The organism is Phenylobacterium sp., from assembly GCF_013911965.1.
GTDB lineage: Bacteria > Pseudomonadota > Alphaproteobacteria > Caulobacterales > Caulobacteraceae > Phenylobacterium.
Genome location: NZ_JACESE010000018.1, coordinates 1 through 15,485 on the forward strand (window position 1 = coordinate 1; position 15,485 = coordinate 15,485).

13 protein-coding genes and 1 pseudogene are annotated in these 15,485 nt (G+C 71.0%); 6 read left to right on the plus strand and 8 right to left on the minus strand.

The window, feature by feature from the left end; all coding sequences use genetic code 11:
• Positions 1–85, plus strand: a pseudogene (locus tag H2041_RS15850) (IS5/IS1182 family transposase); the annotation flags it as partial.
• Here H2041_RS15850 and H2041_RS15855 read toward each other — a convergent pair.
• The 3 genes from H2041_RS15855 to H2041_RS15865 are packed head-to-tail and all read right to left on the minus strand — an operon-like array spanning position 82 to position 4,028.
• Entirely contained in the window at positions 82–504 is a 423-nt protein-coding gene (locus H2041_RS15855; protein WP_293414340.1) for a GFA family protein, read from the minus strand. The pseudogene H2041_RS15850 and the gene H2041_RS15855 sit on opposite strands and share 4 nt — an antisense overlap.
• A gap of 12 nt (positions 505–516) precedes the next feature.
• Positions 517–2,523 (minus strand): glucans biosynthesis glucosyltransferase MdoH, encoded by a 2,007-nt coding sequence (gene mdoH / locus H2041_RS15860; protein WP_293414342.1) that lies wholly within the window; start codon positions 2,521–2,523, stop codon positions 517–519.
• Entirely contained in the window at positions 2,511–4,028 is a 1,518-nt protein-coding gene (locus H2041_RS15865; RefSeq protein ID WP_293414344.1) for a glucan biosynthesis protein G, read from the minus strand. The genes mdoH and H2041_RS15865 overlap by 13 nt, the downstream gene beginning before the upstream one ends.
• Before the next feature lie 458 nt (positions 4,029–4,486).
• Between H2041_RS15865 and recA the strand changes: the two genes are divergently transcribed.
• The gene (gene recA, locus H2041_RS15870) at positions 4,487–5,554 is read left to right on the plus strand and encodes a recombinase RecA (protein WP_293414346.1); all 1,068 of its coding nucleotides are present in this window, start codon (positions 4,487–4,489) and stop codon (positions 5,552–5,554) included.
• A 218-nt stretch (positions 5,555–5,772) separates the two neighbouring features.
• Positions 5,773–8,334 carry an alanine--tRNA ligase gene (alaS, locus tag H2041_RS15875; protein WP_293414348.1) on the plus strand — a complete coding sequence of 854 codons (2,562 nt, stop codon included), beginning with the start codon at positions 5,773–5,775 and terminating at the stop codon, positions 8,332–8,334.
• A 24-nt stretch (positions 8,335–8,358) separates the two neighbouring features.
• Here alaS and H2041_RS15880 read toward each other — a convergent pair whose 3' ends face one another.
• Genes H2041_RS15880 through H2041_RS15890 form a run of 3 tightly spaced genes read right to left on the minus strand, consistent with a single transcriptional unit; the run spans position 8,359 to position 10,358 of the window.
• Positions 8,359–8,763, minus strand: a complete 405-nt coding sequence (locus H2041_RS15880) for a VOC family protein (RefSeq protein ID WP_293414350.1) — start codon at positions 8,761–8,763, stop codon at positions 8,359–8,361.
• 59 nt (positions 8,764–8,822) lie between these two features.
• On the minus strand, positions 8,823–9,740 hold the full coding sequence (locus tag H2041_RS15885) for an AEC family transporter (protein ID WP_293414352.1): 918 nt from the start codon (positions 9,738–9,740) through the stop codon (positions 8,823–8,825).
• 15 nt (positions 9,741–9,755) lie between these two features.
• A complete protein-coding gene (locus H2041_RS15890) occupies positions 9,756–10,358 on the minus strand; it encodes a DUF2939 domain-containing protein (RefSeq protein ID WP_293414354.1) in 603 nt (200 codons plus the stop codon).
• A gap of 107 nt (positions 10,359–10,465) precedes the next feature.
• Here H2041_RS15890 and H2041_RS15895 point away from each other — a divergent pair, with 107 nt between their 5' ends.
• Positions 10,466–11,782, plus strand: a complete 1,317-nt coding sequence (locus H2041_RS15895) for a DUF2254 domain-containing protein (protein WP_293414355.1) — start codon at positions 10,466–10,468, stop codon at positions 11,780–11,782.
• 5 nt (positions 11,783–11,787) lie between these two features.
• Here H2041_RS15895 and H2041_RS15900 read toward each other — a convergent pair whose 3' ends face one another.
• Positions 11,788–13,005 carry an NADP-dependent isocitrate dehydrogenase gene (locus tag H2041_RS15900; RefSeq protein ID WP_293414356.1) on the minus strand — a complete coding sequence of 406 codons (1,218 nt, stop codon included), beginning with the start codon at positions 13,003–13,005 and terminating at the stop codon, positions 11,788–11,790.
• A 160-nt stretch (positions 13,006–13,165) separates the two neighbouring features.
• Here H2041_RS15900 and H2041_RS15905 point away from each other — a divergent pair, with 160 nt between their 5' ends.
• The gene (locus H2041_RS15905) at positions 13,166–13,510 is read left to right on the plus strand and encodes a hypothetical protein (protein WP_293414357.1); all 345 of its coding nucleotides are present in this window, start codon (positions 13,166–13,168) and stop codon (positions 13,508–13,510) included.
• A gap of 44 nt (positions 13,511–13,554) precedes the next feature.
• Here H2041_RS15905 and bla read toward each other — a convergent pair whose 3' ends face one another.
• Positions 13,555–14,580, minus strand: coding sequence for a class A beta-lactamase (bla, locus tag H2041_RS15910; RefSeq protein ID WP_293414358.1), 1,026 nt, complete (start codon positions 14,578–14,580; stop codon positions 13,555–13,557).
• Positions 14,581–14,645: 65 nt separating this feature from the next.
• On the opposite strand from bla, the gene H2041_RS15915 reads away from it, so the two are divergent.
• The gene (locus H2041_RS15915) at positions 14,646–15,440 is read left to right on the plus strand and encodes an RNA methyltransferase (RefSeq protein WP_293414360.1); all 795 of its coding nucleotides are present in this window, start codon (positions 14,646–14,648) and stop codon (positions 15,438–15,440) included.
• Positions 15,441–15,485: the final 45 nt, after the last annotated feature.

Here is a 15,485-nt window from a genome sequence, read left to right on the forward strand (position 1 = left end):
CGACAAGCTGGCCAGGAACTTCCTCGCCGCCGTCCTGCTCGCCTCAACCCGCCTGTGGCTCAGAGCTTATGAGTCCACGCCCTAGGCCGGCGCGCGTTCGCCGTAGCGCGGAATATCGGCGTCGAACGCCCACCAGTCGGCCTTGGAGTCGACATAGAAGTGGAAGCCGAGCGGCGGCTTGGCGGGCGCGTCCAGCGTGCCGGCGCGAATCCGGACAAAGCCGGGACGGGCCGAGGTCCGGCTGAAGGCGGGCGAACCGCAACGGCCGCAGAAGACGCGCTCCTTGCCCGGCGAGGACTCGAAGACCTGCAGCAGCTCTTCGCCGGCCAGGATCTCGAAGTCGGCCAGGGCCACCGGCATGTTGGCGGCGAAGGCCGCGCCCTGCGCCTTCCGGCACTGGCTGCAGTGACAGAACTGGACCCCCGCCAGCGCGCCCGTGACGGCGTAGCGATAGCCGCCGCAAAGGCAGCCGCCGGTGTGCCGGATTGTGGTCGTCTCGCTCATCAAGGCCTCCGCTCAGGCGGCCTCCCGGACCCTCACGCGCGGCAGGGCCGGTGTGTGGACGGGCACGGGGGCGGCCATCAGCTTGTCGATCTGCCGCCGGATCGCGGCCTCGCCTTCATGCCGCGCGCGCAGCTCCGCCGCACGCGAAATCACCCGCGGCGGGGCGACGTCCTCCGGCGTGCGGAAGAGGCCGAAACCCCGGTCCGACCTGGCGCGGGAGGTCCAGACCGTGAGGGGCGCCGACAGGACGAGGCCGAGCGCCAGGGGGCTCGTCCAGGCGAGCAGCATGGGATCGACGGCCATGGCCCCGGCGGCCCAGACCAGGCCCATCACCGTGTGGCGGCGATGACGGCGCCAGGCGTCGGCCAGGGAAATCTGCGGATCGTCGCGGGTCTGGGCGTTCCAGCCTGAATCGCGGCCGAGCAGGACGTCGGCCACCGCGCGGCTCTGCATCAGCATCAGGGGTGCGGCCATCAGCGAGGAGAGGACGACCTCGCCCACGAATCCGGAGAACAGCCTGACCGCGCCTCCGAAGGCGCGTCGCGCCGCCGGAATCGCCGCCGCCAGGCCCACGGCCAGCAGCTTCGGCGCGAGCAGCAGCGCCATGGTCACGGCGAACAGCATGGCGGCGCCCGTGGGCGAGCCGGCGTCCGGAAGCGGCCGCTGCTGCGCCCAGACCAGGCCGCCCAGGACGAGGAAGCCCAGCCAGAGCGGCGCGGTGGCGTAGGAGAGGATGCCGCGCGCCAGGTGCAGCCGGCTGACCCAGTGCAGCCCCCGCGCCGGCAGCACGGCCGCATGCTGGAGATTGCCCTGGCACCACCGGCGGTCGCGCACCGCCATGTCCGGCAGGGAGGGCGGAGCCTCCTCATAGCTGCCTTCCAGGTGGGCGGCCATTCGCACCGCCCAGCCGCCTCGGCGCAGAAGGGCGGCCTCGACGAAGTCGTGGCTCAGTATGTGGCCGCCGAAGGGCTTGCCGCCGCCGATGTGCGGCAGGCCCGCGCATGCGGCGAAGGCGCGCGTGCGAATGATGGCGTTGTGCCCCCAGTAGTTGCCCTCCGCGCCCGACCACCAGGCCTGGCCCTGCGCGACGGAGGGGCCGAAGACGCGGCCGGCGAACTGCTGCATGCGGGCGAACAGCGTTTCGCCGTTGATGATGGTCGGCAGGGTCTGGATCAGCCCGGCCTTGGGATCGGCCTCGAGGGCGGCGGTGAGCCGCACAAGCGTGTCCCCGCTCATCAGGCTGTCGGCGTCGAGGATCACCATGCCCTCGTAGCCGGCTCCGAACTGGCGCACCCAGTCGGCGATGTTGCCGGCCTTCTTGTCCCGGTTCATCGCCCGCCGGCGATAGAAGAAGCGGTCCGGCGCGCCGGTGCGCGCCCGCCGGCGAAGCACGCCGGTGGCCTCGGCGCGGGCGATGTCCGGATCGCGCGTGTCCGACAGCACATAGATGTCGTAGAGCTCGGCCACGCCGCAGGCGGCCAGGTCCTCATGGATGGCCTCGACGCCGGCCAGCACCCGCCCCGGGTCCTCATTGTAGACCGGCGCCAGCAGCGCGGTGCGGGTGAGGATCACCGGCCGTGCGCTCCAGCGGGCCTGAGCCGCGCGCCAGGAGAGGACGAGTCCGGCCGCCGCGCTCAGGAAGGCGAAGGCGATCCAGGCGAAGAGGATGCAGAAGAGGGCGAGCATGCCCGCGTCGGCCGGACCGAAGCCGCCGGGCGCGAGCAGATCGGCCATGCTCAGGCCGGCCGCAGCGGTCATGGCCGCGGTCATGCCGATCAGCAATGCCCGCCGCCAGGCCGGGGAGCCGAGCTCGGCCCGGGCGCCGGGGGCGAGGTCGAGCCGCTGTTCGGGCATGTCCAGCGGCTGGCGCGGGGGCAGGGAGCGCAGGGCCGGTTGATCGGCCTTGGGCGGGCGCGCAGCGGGCCGGGCCTGGGGGCGGCGGCGCGGGCGCGCCGGCGGCCGCGCGCGCGGCGGCCGCTTTCGCGCCGGACGGACGGGCGAGGGGGTCAGGCTGTCCATCGGCGGGTCCAAACTTCCGATCTGGGGGCGCTCTCGTCGAGGAGGCGCGCGCGGAGTTCCACTTCGCGCGCCTCGCCGGGGGCGAATTCGAAGGCCAGCCGCCAGCCGCCCGTCACCGGGTTCGGCTCGGCCACGACGTTGCGGACGGGCCGGCTGCCGGCCCTGACCTCGGGGCGGAGGGCGACGGCCGCCGGGGCGCCTTCGAACTCGATCATCACGCGTCGCCAGCCGCCGTCGTCCCCCCGGCCCTCGCGCCAGAGCGCGGCCTGGGCCAGGTCGGCGGCCGACGGTTCCGGCCCCCAGCGGAGGCGGTAGTCGAGCGCCTGCGGACGGCCGGGCCGCAGGATGCCGTCCGGGCGCCACTCGGCGACGATGTTGTCCACCGCCTCGGACCGGGCCGGGATCTCGACGAGCCGGACCTCGCCTTCGCCCCAGTGGGCCTGCGGCTCGACCCAGAGGCTGGGACGCAGATCGTAGCGCGCCTCCAGGTCGCGATAGGCCGAAAAGCCCTTCGCCCGCTGAAGGAGGCCGAAGCCGCGGGGGCCGGCGTCCTGAAAGCCGCTGGCCTGAAGTTCCCCCTGAGGATTGGACAGCGGCCGCCAGAGGCGTTCGCCCGCGCCGTTGGCCATGGCGAGCCCGTCGGAATCGTGCACCCGGGGCCGGAAGTCGTCGAAGCGTCCCGCCGTCTGGGGATCGAACAGGAACATGCTGGTGAGCGGGGCGAAGCCGACTCGCGCGACCTCGGTGCGCGGATGCAGCCGCGCCCGGACGTCGGTGAAGGTCGCCTCGCCCGGCGTGATGGTGAACTGATAGGCGCCGGTCAGGCTCGCGCTGTCCATCAGGGCGTAGACCACCAGGCTCGTATCGCCTCGGTCCGGGCGCACCAGCCAGAAGGACCGGAAGCGGGGGAACTCCTCGCCCGCCTCGCCGGCGCCGATGGCCAGGCCGCGGGCCGAGGCGCCGTAGACGCCGCCCTTGGCCACGGCGCGGAAATAGCTCGCGCCCAGGAAGGCCGTCACCTCGTCGAACTTGTCGGCGCGGTTCAGGGGATAGAGCAGGCGCACGCCGGCGAAGCCCAGGTTCGGATCGTCCAGCGCGACGAGGTCGCTCAAGGGACCGCGGCCGTAGCGGAACATGTGCGGGTCGTAGGCGACCGGCCGCGTCGCGCCGTCGGCCACCTCGAAGACCTCGACCTTCTCCGGGAAGAGCCCCCCGCGATGGAAGAACTGGGCGCGGAAGGGCAGGGGCTGGTCGGCCCATAGCGCCCTGTCGTCGTGAAAGCCGAGCTGGCGGTAGGTGTCGTAGTCCAGGGCGGCGAGCGCTGCGGGCAGGCGGCGGTCCGGCTCGGCGAAGGGCCGATCCGCCAGGTCCCGCGCCAGGGCGTCCACCGCGCCGAAGCCGAAAGGCGCAGGCCCCGCGGCGCCCAGCATCAGCGCCGACCCCGCAAGGACCAGATCGCGACGGCTCAGGCCCTTCGCGGCCGTGCTGAAGGCTCCGGATGACACGCCGGCTTCGGCTCCCTGGCTGTGGAGGTCAGGCCCCGTGTCGGGGACCGGTTTGGCCAAAGAAGGGCCAGAACGCGGAATCGCTCCCGAAATTGTGACCCGAACTGAGCCGGCGCCTACGAGGTGTGCAGATGACGGGAAGTTCGGCGGCCCAGGCTCGCATTTGGGCGACCGGCGTTCCGCCCTCGCGGGCGAGCTCGCCAAGGCGCTCGGGGCCAGGGGCCTGATCGGCGGGGACCCGGACGGGCAGGGCGCCCGAGCAATGCCGCATGGAGCCGCTGGAGCCGTGAGCGCGCCCGCGCGCGCCGGGCGCGGCTCGCCGTCGGGCGGGGCCGGGGAGAACATCTTGCGAACAGAGAACAAATCCGGTACGCATGGTTCTCGCGGCGGACAGGCGGGCCAAAGGCCAGGTCCGCCCGCCGCATCGGCGGAATCATGGGATAAGGGGTCCCTCTCAAATGGCACAGTCGGCATTGAAACTGGTGGGACGCGAAGAAGGCGATAAGCAGCGCGCGCTCGAGGCGGCGCTGTCTCAGATCGATCGGGCTTTCGGCAAGGGCTCGGTGATGAAGCTGGGCGACAAGGGCAAGATCGTGGAGATCGAGTCCTATTCGACCGGCTCGCTCGGGCTCGACCTGGCGCTCGGGATCGGCGGCCTGCCCAAGGGGCGGATCGTGGAGATCTACGGGCCGGAAAGCTCGGGCAAGACCACGCTCGCCCTGCATGTGGTCGCCGAGGTGCAGAAGGCCGGCGGCACGGCCGCCTTCGTGGACGCCGAGCACGCGCTCGACCCGTCCTACGCCCACAAGCTCGGCGTGAACCTGGACGATCTCCTGGTCTCCCAGCCCGACACGGGCGAGCAGGCGCTCGAGATCACCGACACCCTGGTGCGTTCGGGCGCCATCGACATCATCGTCATCGACTCCGTGGCCGCGCTGACGCCGCGGGCGGAAATCGAAGGCGAGATGGGCGACAGCCTGCCGGGCCTCCAGGCCCGCCTGATGAGCCAGGCCCTGCGCAAGCTGACGGCGTCCATCTCCAAGGCCAAGACGCTCGTCATCTTCATCAACCAGATCCGCATGAAGATCGGCGTGATGTACGGCAGCCCGGAGACGACCACGGGCGGCAACGCCCTGAAGTTCTACGCCTCGGTGCGTCTCGACATCCGCCGCACCGGCTCGGTCAAGCAGCGCGACGAGATCGTCGGCAACAATGTCCGGGTCAAGGTGGTGAAGAACAAGGTCGCTCCGCCGTTCCGCGAGGTCGAGTTCGACATCATGTACGGCGAGGGCATCTCCAAGCTGGGCGAGATCATCGACCTGGGCGTCAAGGCCGGGGTTGTGGAGAAATCCGGCTCCTGGTTCTCGTTCAACAGCCAGCGCATCGGCCAGGGCCGCGACAATGTCCGCGAGTTCCTGAAGGCCAATCGCGACGTGGCCGACGAGATCGAGAAGGCTGTCCGCGGCGCCACCTCCAAGATCGAGGAGGAGTTGCTGGTGGGCGGGCCCGAGGACGCCGAGGACTAAGCTTTCCGCCGCGCGGCGTCGCGACCGCCCGGACCGGGCGTCCCCGCCGACACAGGCGCCCGGCTCTGATCTGGACCCCAACGCGCCGCCGCATCGGCGGAGGAGGACGCCCTGGCTCGCCCGGGGCGTCCTTTTCCTTTTGCGGTGGGAGGCAACTCCCTTAAACGACGGCGAAACTTCCCCTGCGCAGCCCGCCTGCCACTGCCTATATGCAAGCCATGACGAGCCTCAATCAGATCCGCAGCACCTTCATCGACTTCTTCAAGGTCCGCGACCACCTCGTCGTGCCCTCGGCCCCGCTCGTGCCGCAGGACGATCCGACGCTGATGTTCGTCAACGCCGGCATGGTGCCGTTTAAGAACTACTTCACGGGCGCGGCGACTCCGCCGGCGCCGCGCGCCGTCTCCTCCCAGAAGTGCGTCCGCGCGGGCGGCAAGCACAACGACCTGGACAATGTCGGCTACACTGCGCGTCACCACACCTTCTTCGAAATGCTGGGGAACTTCTCCTTCGGCGACTATTTCAAGGAAGGGGCGATCGAGTCCGCCTGGACCCTGATCACCAAGGAGTTCGGCCTCTCCAAGGACAAGCTGCTCGTCACCGTCTTCCATACCGACGAGGAGGCGGCGAACCTGTGGAAGAAGATCGCCGGCTTCTCCGACGATCGCATCATCCGCATCGCCACCGCGGACAACTTCTGGTCCATGGGCGACACCGGCCCCTGCGGCCCCTGTTCGGAGATCTTCATCGATCAGGGTCCGGAACTGGCCGGCGGCCCTCCCGGCAGCCCGGACGAGGACGGCGACCGGTTCCTGGAGTTCTGGAACCTCGTCTTCATGCAGTTCGAGCGCTTCGAGGACGGGACCGAGCGCCCGCTGCCCAAGCCGCAGATCGACACCGGCATGGGCCTGGAGCGCATGGCCGCCATCATGCAGGGCGTGAAGTCGAACTATGAGACGGACCTGTTCCGCACCCTGATCGCCGCCTCCGAGGACGCGACGGGCGTGAAGGCGGAGGGCGCGGCGACCCCGTCGCACCGGGTCATCGCCGACCACCTGCGCTCCACCAGCTTCCTGATCGCCGACGGCGTCTCGCCCTCCAACGAAGGCCGCGGCTATGTGCTGCGCCGGATCATGCGCCGGGCCATGCGCCACGCCCACATCCTGGGCGCCGCCGAGCCGCTGATGCACCGGCTCGTGCCCACCCTCGTCCAGGAGATGGGCGAGGCCTATCCGGAGCTGCGCCGCGCCGAGCCGGTGATCACCGAGACCCTCCGCCAGGAGGAAGAACGCTTCCGCCGGACGCTCGGCCGCGGCATGACCCTGCTGGAAGAGGCGACGGCCGAACTGTCCGAAGGCGGGGTCCTGCCGGGCGAGACCGCCTTCAAGCTCTACGACACCTACGGTTTCCCGCTCGACCTGACCCAGGACGCGGTGCGCGCCAAGGGCGTGACCGTCGATCTGGAAGGCTTCGATGCGGCCATGAAGCGCCAGAAGGACCAGGCGCGCGAGGCCTGGACGGGCTCGGGCCAGGTGGCGGCTGCGGCCGAGTGGTTCGCCCTCCGTGATCGGCTGGGCCCCACCGCCTTCGTGGGCTACGACACCACCGAGGCCACGGGCGAAACCCTGTCGATCGTGGTGGAGGGCGTCGAGACCGATCGCCTGCCGGCCGCAGCGACCGGCCAGGTCCTGTTCGATCGCACGCCCTTCTACGCCGAGAGCGGCGGTCAGGCCGGCGATGTCGGCGAGGTGGAGTGGGACGGCGGCCGCGGCCGCATCCTCGACACCCAGAAGCAGGCCGGCGACCTGCACGTCCACGTGCTGGAAGTCACCGAGGGCGAACTCGTCCCCGGCGCGCGGGTGCGCCTGGCGGTCGACGCCGAGCGGCGCACGGCCACGCGCGCCAACCATTCGGCCACCCACCTGCTGCACGCGGCCCTGCGCAATGTGCTTGGCCCCCACGTGTCGCAGAAGGGCCAGATGGTGGATGGCGAGCGCATCCGCTTCGACTTCAGCCACGGCCAGCCGCTGACGCCGGACGAGATCGACCGCATCGAGGCCGAGGTGAACGCCGTCGTCCGCCAGAACCTGCCCGCCGAGACCAAGGACATGGCGCCTCAGGAGGCGATCGAGGCCGGCGCCATGGCTCTGTTCGGCGAGAAGTACGGCGACGTCGTGCGCGTGCTGACCCTGGGCCATGCCCTGGAAGGGGAAGGCGCCTATTCGGTCGAGCTGTGCGGCGGCACCCATGTGGCGCGCACCGGCGACATCGCCCTTTTCAAGATCGTCTCCGAGGGCGGCGTGGCCGCCGGCGTTCGCCGGATCGAGGCCCTGACCGGAGAGGCGGCGCGCCGCTGGCTGCTGGACCAGGCCCAGGTCGCCCGTTCCCTGGCCGAGCAGTTCAAGGTTCCCGTGGCCGAGGTCGGCGCCCGCGTCGAAGCCCTGGAGGCCCAGCGCCGCAAGCTCGAGAAGGAGCTGGCGCGCGTCATGGACGGCGTCGGCGGCAAGGACCTGCGGCCCATCGCCGAGGAGTTCAAGAAGCAGGTCGCCGACGGGATCATCGCCCTGATCGGCGTGGCCGAGGGCAAGGCCGCCGTCACCGTGGCGGTGACCGGCGCGGCCAAGGACCGCTTCGCCGCCCCGGATCTGGCCAAGGCCGCCGTGGTCGCCATGGGCGGCCAGGGCGCGGGCGGCCGGCCCGACTTCGCCCAGGGCGGCGCGCCGGACGGGGCCAAGGCCGAGGAAGGCCTGGCGGCGATCAAGGCGGCCATCGCCGGCTGATCGCCGCGCAGGCGTGCGCCCGGTTCAGGCCGCCGGCGGGCGCACGCAGGCCAGCTTGTTGCCCTGCGGGTCGCGGACATAGGCCGCGTACCAGCCGTCGCCATAATGTGGGCGCATGCCCGGCGCGCCCTCGTCGGTCCCGCCATTGGCCATGGCCGCGGCGTAGAAGGCGTCCACCACGTCCGGCGTCTGGGCGTAGAAGCCGAGCATGACGCCGTTGCCGGCCCTGGCCGGCTGGCCGTCGAACGGCTTGCAGATCCAGACCGACTGGCCGCTCGCGTCGCCTTCGCGGCCATAGCCGGTCCAGCCCTCGAACTCATGCTGGCGCTTCAGGCCCAAGGTGGCGAGGACGGCGTCGTAGAAGGCCTGGGCCGCGCCGTGGTCCTCGGCCCCCAGGGTGACATAGCCGATCGTCGGCGGATGGTTCATGGATGCTCTCCCGTCATCGGGGCCCCCTTGGCCCGCGACTGGAACATAACAAGAACAATCTAGCTGAGGAAGTGGGCGATCAGGGTCAGGGTCAGGGCGCTCAGCACGGTTCCGGCCACCACGGCCTCGGCCGCGCCGCGGGCGAAGACGCCAAAGGCCCGTGTCTGGATGAAGACGTTCACCGCCGTGGGACATGCCGCCAGCAGGGTCGCCGTGGCGCGCGCCTCGGCCGATGCGCCCACAAGGCCGAGCGCGATCCAGACGAGGAGGGGGGCGGCCAGCAGCTTGACGCCCAGCGCCAGGGCGAGCGGCGACAGGTCCCGTCGGGCCGGGAGACCGCCGTCTCGTCCGATCAGGCCCCCCAGGGCGACGAGGGCCACCGGGCTGGCGGTCGCCGCGAGCAGGCTCAGGCCCTGGTCGGCCAGGCCGGGCGGCCGCACGCCTGTCGCCGAGAGGGCGAGGCCGGTTGCGGCGCCGAGGACCGTGGGGTTGGCCAGGACGCGCCGCAGGGCCGCGCCGATCCCCAGGCTGGCTGCGCCGGTCTGGAGGATGGCGATCGCCACGCCCATCAGCAGGATGAAGTCCACCGCCACCAGGGTGGCGGCCAGCGGGCGCACGGCGGTCCCCAGCACGGCGACCGCCAGCGGGGCGCCGAGGAAGGCCGTATTGCCCACCACGCTCACCATCGGCAGGCCGGCGGCCGCCTGCGGGGTCCAGCCGGCGCGGCGCGCGAACGCCCAGACGGCCAGGATCAGGCCGGCCATGGCGGCGCCGTAGGCGCCGAGCGCCACGGCCTGGCCTGCGTCGGGCGGCGGGGCGTCGCCCAGCCAGCGGATCAGGAGGGCCGGGAAACCGATCCAGAAGGTGTAGGCCGACAGCCAGCCGCCGATGCGCGCGTTCAGCAGGCCCAGGCGGCCGGCCAGGGCGCCCGCCGCGATGATGGCGAAGAAGGGCGCAATGCGCGCGATGAGCTCCACGGTCGCCGAATGCGCTCAGGCGTCGTCGCGCTCGGGCAGGCGCACGTGCACGAGCCTCCAGTCGAACCATCCGACGCGCTGGAAGGTCAGCACGGTGATCTCGGCCGGCCGCTCCGGCGGATGGACCTCGAACCGCACCCGATTGATCCCCCAGAAGCGCACGGCCGGCAGGGGATCGCGCATCGCCGCGTCAGCCCGGGCGACGAAGCCCTCCGGCGGCGGCGGTTCGGGCGGGGCCGTCCCGGGTTCGTAGCCGCGGGTGAGGTCGTAGAGGCCCTCGGGGGTCAGATAGGGCTCGATCCGGGCCGGCGGCGCGGTCAGCGGCGCGAGGGGCTCGGCCAGGGGCTCCAGCGCCCGGCGCATGGCGCCCAGCGGATCGCGCCAGATGTCCGGGCGAGCGTCTGGCGCGGCGGCCGGCTCGGGCTCGGGCGCGCGCACCTGGGCGCGCAGGCTGGTGCGCAGGGCGCGGAAGTCCACCAGCTCGGAGAGGCCGGCGACGTCCTGATCGCGCGCATTGGCCTTCAGCGCCCGGAAGGCGAACCAGGGCGCGGCCGCAAAGGCGATGGCGAAAAGGACAAGACCCAGAAGGACGATGTTGAAAAGCTGGCGTCGCACCATCCAGGATCCCCCTGCCGCGGGCCAAGGGTTAACACGCGGCCGGCCGGCTCGCCACCGCAGCGGGTTCAGGCCGGGAGCGGCTGCGAAACTGGCGCGTTGAGGGGGCCATGGGGGCGAGGCTTCGAAAACTCCTGGACGACCTGCGCCGCACCTTCTGGGTCCTGCCGGCCCTGCTGGTGCTGGCCGGCCTGCTCGGCGCCGAGGGCGCGATCCACGCCGACACGGCCGGCTGGGCGCCGGACTGGCTGAAGGAACGCCTCTACAGCGGGGGCGAGACGGGCGCGCGCACGCTCCTGGGCGCCATCGCCTCCTCGACCATCGGGGTCACCGGCACGCTCTTTTCGATCACCATTGCGGCCCTGACGCTCGCCTCCAGCCAGATGGGGCCGCGCCTGCTGGACAACTTCACGCGCGATCGGGGCAACCAGGTTACGCTCGGCGTCTTCCTGGGCTCCTTCGCCTATTCGCTGGTGGTCCTGCGGCAGGTGCGCGGCGGCGAGGACAACGTCTTCGTGCCCCAGGTCGCCCTGGCCGGGGCGATGGTCCTGGCCCTGCTGTGCGTGGCCCTGCTGGTCTACTTCGTCCAGCACATGGCCTCGCGGATCAATATCGACACCGTGATCGAGCTCGTCCGGCGCGACCTCTTCAATGCGCTGGACAGCCTGACGAAGGAGGCCCCCGACGCCCCGCCGCGGCAGGAGGCGGACTGGTCCGGCGCCGATCAGATCCGCGACGACCGGCACGGCTATCTGCAGCAACTGGACGAAGACGTCCTCGCCGACTGGGCCTGCGAGAAGGAGGTCTGCATCCGCCTGCTGGTCCGCCATGGGGACTTCCTGATGCCCGGCGGGGTGGTGGCTCTGGTCTCGCCGCCGGCCGAGGGGGCGGCCGAGGCGATCAACCGCGCCATGGCCCTGGGCGGCCGGCGCTCGGCGGCGGGCGACCTGGAATACAGCGTCCGTCAGCTGGTGGAGGTCGCCGTCCGCGCGCTTTCGCCAGGCGTTAACGACCCGATGACCGCCATGACCGTGCTGGACCAGCTGGGGGCGGCCCTGTGCCAAGTCTCGCGCCGTCACTTCCCCACGGGCGTGAGCGTGCGGGACGGGCGCGCGGTGCTGGTGCGGCCCGTGACGGATTATGACGGGCTGACGGACGCCATGTTCGACATGATCCGCCAGAACGGCGCTTCATCGCCGGCCGTGCTGATCCGGATGATGGAGGTGCTGACCCTGGTGGCCGAGCAGGAGCGGGACCGCTCGCGCCTGAAGGCCCTGCGTCGCCACGCCGACCTCGCCCTCAGCGACGGCCGGCGGGGGTTCGCCAACAGCGCCGACGTGCGCGACTTATCGCAACGCTATCGCCGCTTCCGCAACGTCGCCGAGTCGGGCGGACCTGCGCGACGCGCCACGCCCGCCCGCATCTGAGCCGGTCAGGCCGCGGCGAGCGCCTTGTCGAGGTTGGCCGCCACCTTGTCGATGAAGCCTTCGGTGGTCAGCCAGCCCTGGGTGTCGCCCACCAGCAGGGCGAGGTCCTTGGTCATGGAGCCGCTTTCCACGGTGGAGATGCAGACCTTCTCCAGCGTCTCGGCGAACTTGGCGAGCTCCTCGTTGCCGTCGAGCTTGGCCCGGTGGCTGAGGCCGCGGGTCCAGGCGAAGATCGAGGCGATGGAGTTGGTCGAGGTGCTCTCGCCCCGCTGATGCTGGCGATAGTGGCGGGTGACGGTGCCGTGGGCGGCCTCGGCCTCCATGGTCTTGCCGTCCGGCGTGATCAGCACCGAGGTCATCAGGCCCAGAGAGCCGAAGCCCTGAGCCACCTGGTCGGACTGCACGTCGCCGTCATAGTTCTTGGCCGCCCAGATGAAGCCGCCGGACCACTTCAGGGCCGAGGCCACCATGTCGTCGATCAGGCGGTGCTCGTAGGTGATGCCGGCGGCCTTGTACTGCTCGGCGTACTTGGTCTCGTAGATCTCGGCGAAGATGTCCTTGAAGCGCCCGTCATAGGCCTTGAGGATGGTGTTCTTGGTCGAGAGATAGACCGGGTATTTGCGGTTCAGGCCGTAGGCCAGGCAGGCCTCGGCGAACTCGCGGATCGAGTCGTCCAGGTTGTACATGGCCATGGCCACGCCCGAACCCGGATAGTCGAACACCTCGTGTTCGACGGTCTCGCCGTTCTCGCCTTCCCAGCGGATGGTCATCTTGCCCTTGCCGGGCACCAGGAAGTCGGTGGCGCGATACTGGTCGCCGAAGGCGTGGCGGCCGACGATGATCGGCTGGGTCCAGCCCGATACGAGCCGCGGCACGTTCTTGCAGATGATCGGCTCACGGAAGACGACGCCGCCGAGGATGTTGCGGATGGTGCCGTTGGGCGACTTCCACATCTTCTTGAGGCCGAATTCCTCGACCCGGGCCTCGTCGGGCGTGATGGTCGCGCACTTCACGCCCACGCCGTATTTCTTGATCGCTTCGGCGGCTTCGACCGTCACCTTGTCGTCGGTGGCGTCACGATACTCGATGCCCAGATCGTAATAGGCCAGGTCGAGGTCGAGATAGGGGAAGATCAGCTTGTCCTTGATCATCTTCCAGATGATCCGGGTCATCTCGTCCCCATCGATGTCGACGACGGGATTGGCGACTTTGATCTTGGCCATAGGCGAGGCGCGCTCCGTGGCGGAATTGAGGGATTGAAGGCCGTATACAGGGCCAGCGCCGGACCGCAAAGCCGCGAGCCGATTTCATTGGCGCGACATGGGAACGTCACGCCCCGCCGCTAGTTCGGGCGCGGTGGACGTTCAGCGAGATAAGGCCGGCATGAACGCCGGCGTCGGACGGGGCGTGGTCGGCGCATCGGCCCTGGTGCTCGTGGCCGAGCCCTGGGATTTCCAGTCCCTGCACGGCCGCGGCCGCCTGATCGGCCGAATTGCGGAAGCCCGGAGTTTCGGCCCCGCCGGCGAGGAGCTGCGGCTCGACATCCAGACCCAGGTGCTGCAGCCGGGCGCGGGAGAGGTCAGCGCCCTGCGGGCCGTGGCCCTGAACGGCGGCGCCGGGGACCTCACCGCGCGGCTGCTTCGCGGCGAATCGGCCGGCGTCCGGCTCTACGCCACGCCCCGCCGCGGCGGAGGGCCGCTGCTGGGCGCAATGCGGCTGCAAGCCTGAGCTTTCGCTCCGGCGGGTGACCGGGCGTTCGACGCATCGCCGCCCTAGCCGGCGGCGCGCACCGCCAGGCGGGCGAAATCGGCGATCACCGCCTCACGCGACTCGCCGTCCAGGGGCGAGCCCGAAAGGAAGACGGCGACGGCGTAGCGCCGGCCGTCGGGCAGGGTGATGATGCCCATGTCGTTCGTCGCCGGATTCATCCCGAAGTCGGTCCGGGCGGTGCCCGTCTTGTGCGCCAGGCGCGCGCCTTCCGGCAGGCCGGCCTTCAGACGATCGGCGCCGGTGGTCGTCTCGCTCATGAGGGTCAGCAGGCGTTCGGTCGAGGCCTCGGACAGCAGCTCGCCCGCCGACAGCTTGGACAGGAAGAGAAGCGCCGCCCGCGGCGTCGTGGTGTCGCGCGGATCGCGCATATAGGCCAGGGTTGCGGCGAAGCGGCGGTCGTCGGGCACGCCGCGGTGGACCGGGCCATAGGCGCTCTCGCCCTTCCACTCGGGCCGGAAGGAGTCCAGGCCGGCCAGTTCGGGCTGCATCTGCCGCTCATAACGGTCGACCCGCATCTCGTCGATCCGGTGGGCGCGCAGCCAGGCGGTGACCACGCCCGGCCCGCCGATCCGCCGCATGAGCACATCGGCGGCGGTGTTGTCGCTCTGGCCGACGGCGAGTTCGAGAAGCTGGCCCACCGTATAGGTCCGCCGCCCTGGATAGGCGTCGGCGATCGGGCTGAAGGGCGGCGAGAGATCCTCGTCGGTCAAGGTGATCGTCTCGTCGAGGTCGAGCCGGCCCGCATCGACCTCGGCCAGAACGGCCGCCCCGAGCGGGGCCTTGAACACGCTCATCATCGGGAAGCGGTCGGACCCGTTGAAGGCCCACAGCTCGCCGCTCTCCAGATTGATCATCGCCGCGCCGAAGCGGGCGTTGTCGGCGCCGCCCGTCGCCCGGACCGCCAGGTCCGCGCCCTGTTCGTCCAGCAGCTCAGCGTCCAGTCGCGGCGTAGTGGAGACGGTCTGTGGCATCTCCGGCTCGCAGGCCGCGACGAGGAGGGCGGCGACCAGTAAGGCCAAAAGACGCATGCGGCGGGACTCCAACACCGAGCCTCGGGCTTGCGCCCGCGGCCTCTTCGGACTGAAAACGCGACATGACCGCAAATTCCGTCGTCGCGCCAAGCATTATCCTGTCCGCCCCGCAGCTGGCGGAGAACATCGGAGCCGCCGCCCGCGTGATGGCGAACTTCGGCCTCTCGGACCTTCGCCTGGTCAATCCGCGGGACGGCTGGCCGCAGGACAGGGCCTGGGCCTCGGCGTCCGGGGCCGACTGGCCGCTGGACGAGGCCCAGGTGTTCGACGACGTGGCCGGCGCCATTGGCGACCTGCAGCTGGTTTTCGCCACCACGGCACGGCCGCGCGAGCTGCAGCTGCCTGTGATCACCCCGCGGGAGGCGGCGGCCCGGCTGGCCGAAGCCGCCGCGGAAGGGATGCGGACGGGCCTGCTGTTCGGCGGCGAACGGGCCGGGCTGGAGACCTCCGACGTGGCCCTCTGCCAGGCGGTGGTCACGGTTCCGGTGGATCCGCGCTTTCACTCGCTCAACCTCGCCCAGGCGGTGGCGCTGAACGCCTATGAGTGGCGGATGACCCAGGCCGCGGGTCCGCCGCCGAAGTTCCGCGAGGGGCCGCCGCCCGCCGATCAGGCGGCGATGATGGGGCTGTACGGCCACCTGGAGACCGAGCTCGACGCCGCCGGCTTCTTCCATCCGCCCGAAAAGCGGCCTTCCATGATCCAGAACCTGCGCTCGGCCCTCGGGCGGGCCCAGTTCAGCGATCAGGAGGTCCGCACCTTCCGCGGGGTGGTCACGGCCCTGTCGCGCGGCCGCGGCCGGGTGCTGGAGAAGCTGGCCCGCCAGAAGTCGGACGCCGCTCCGCCTGCGGAGACTTGACGCAACGGCGCCGGCCGGTCCCATAAGAGATCAACGATAACCTAT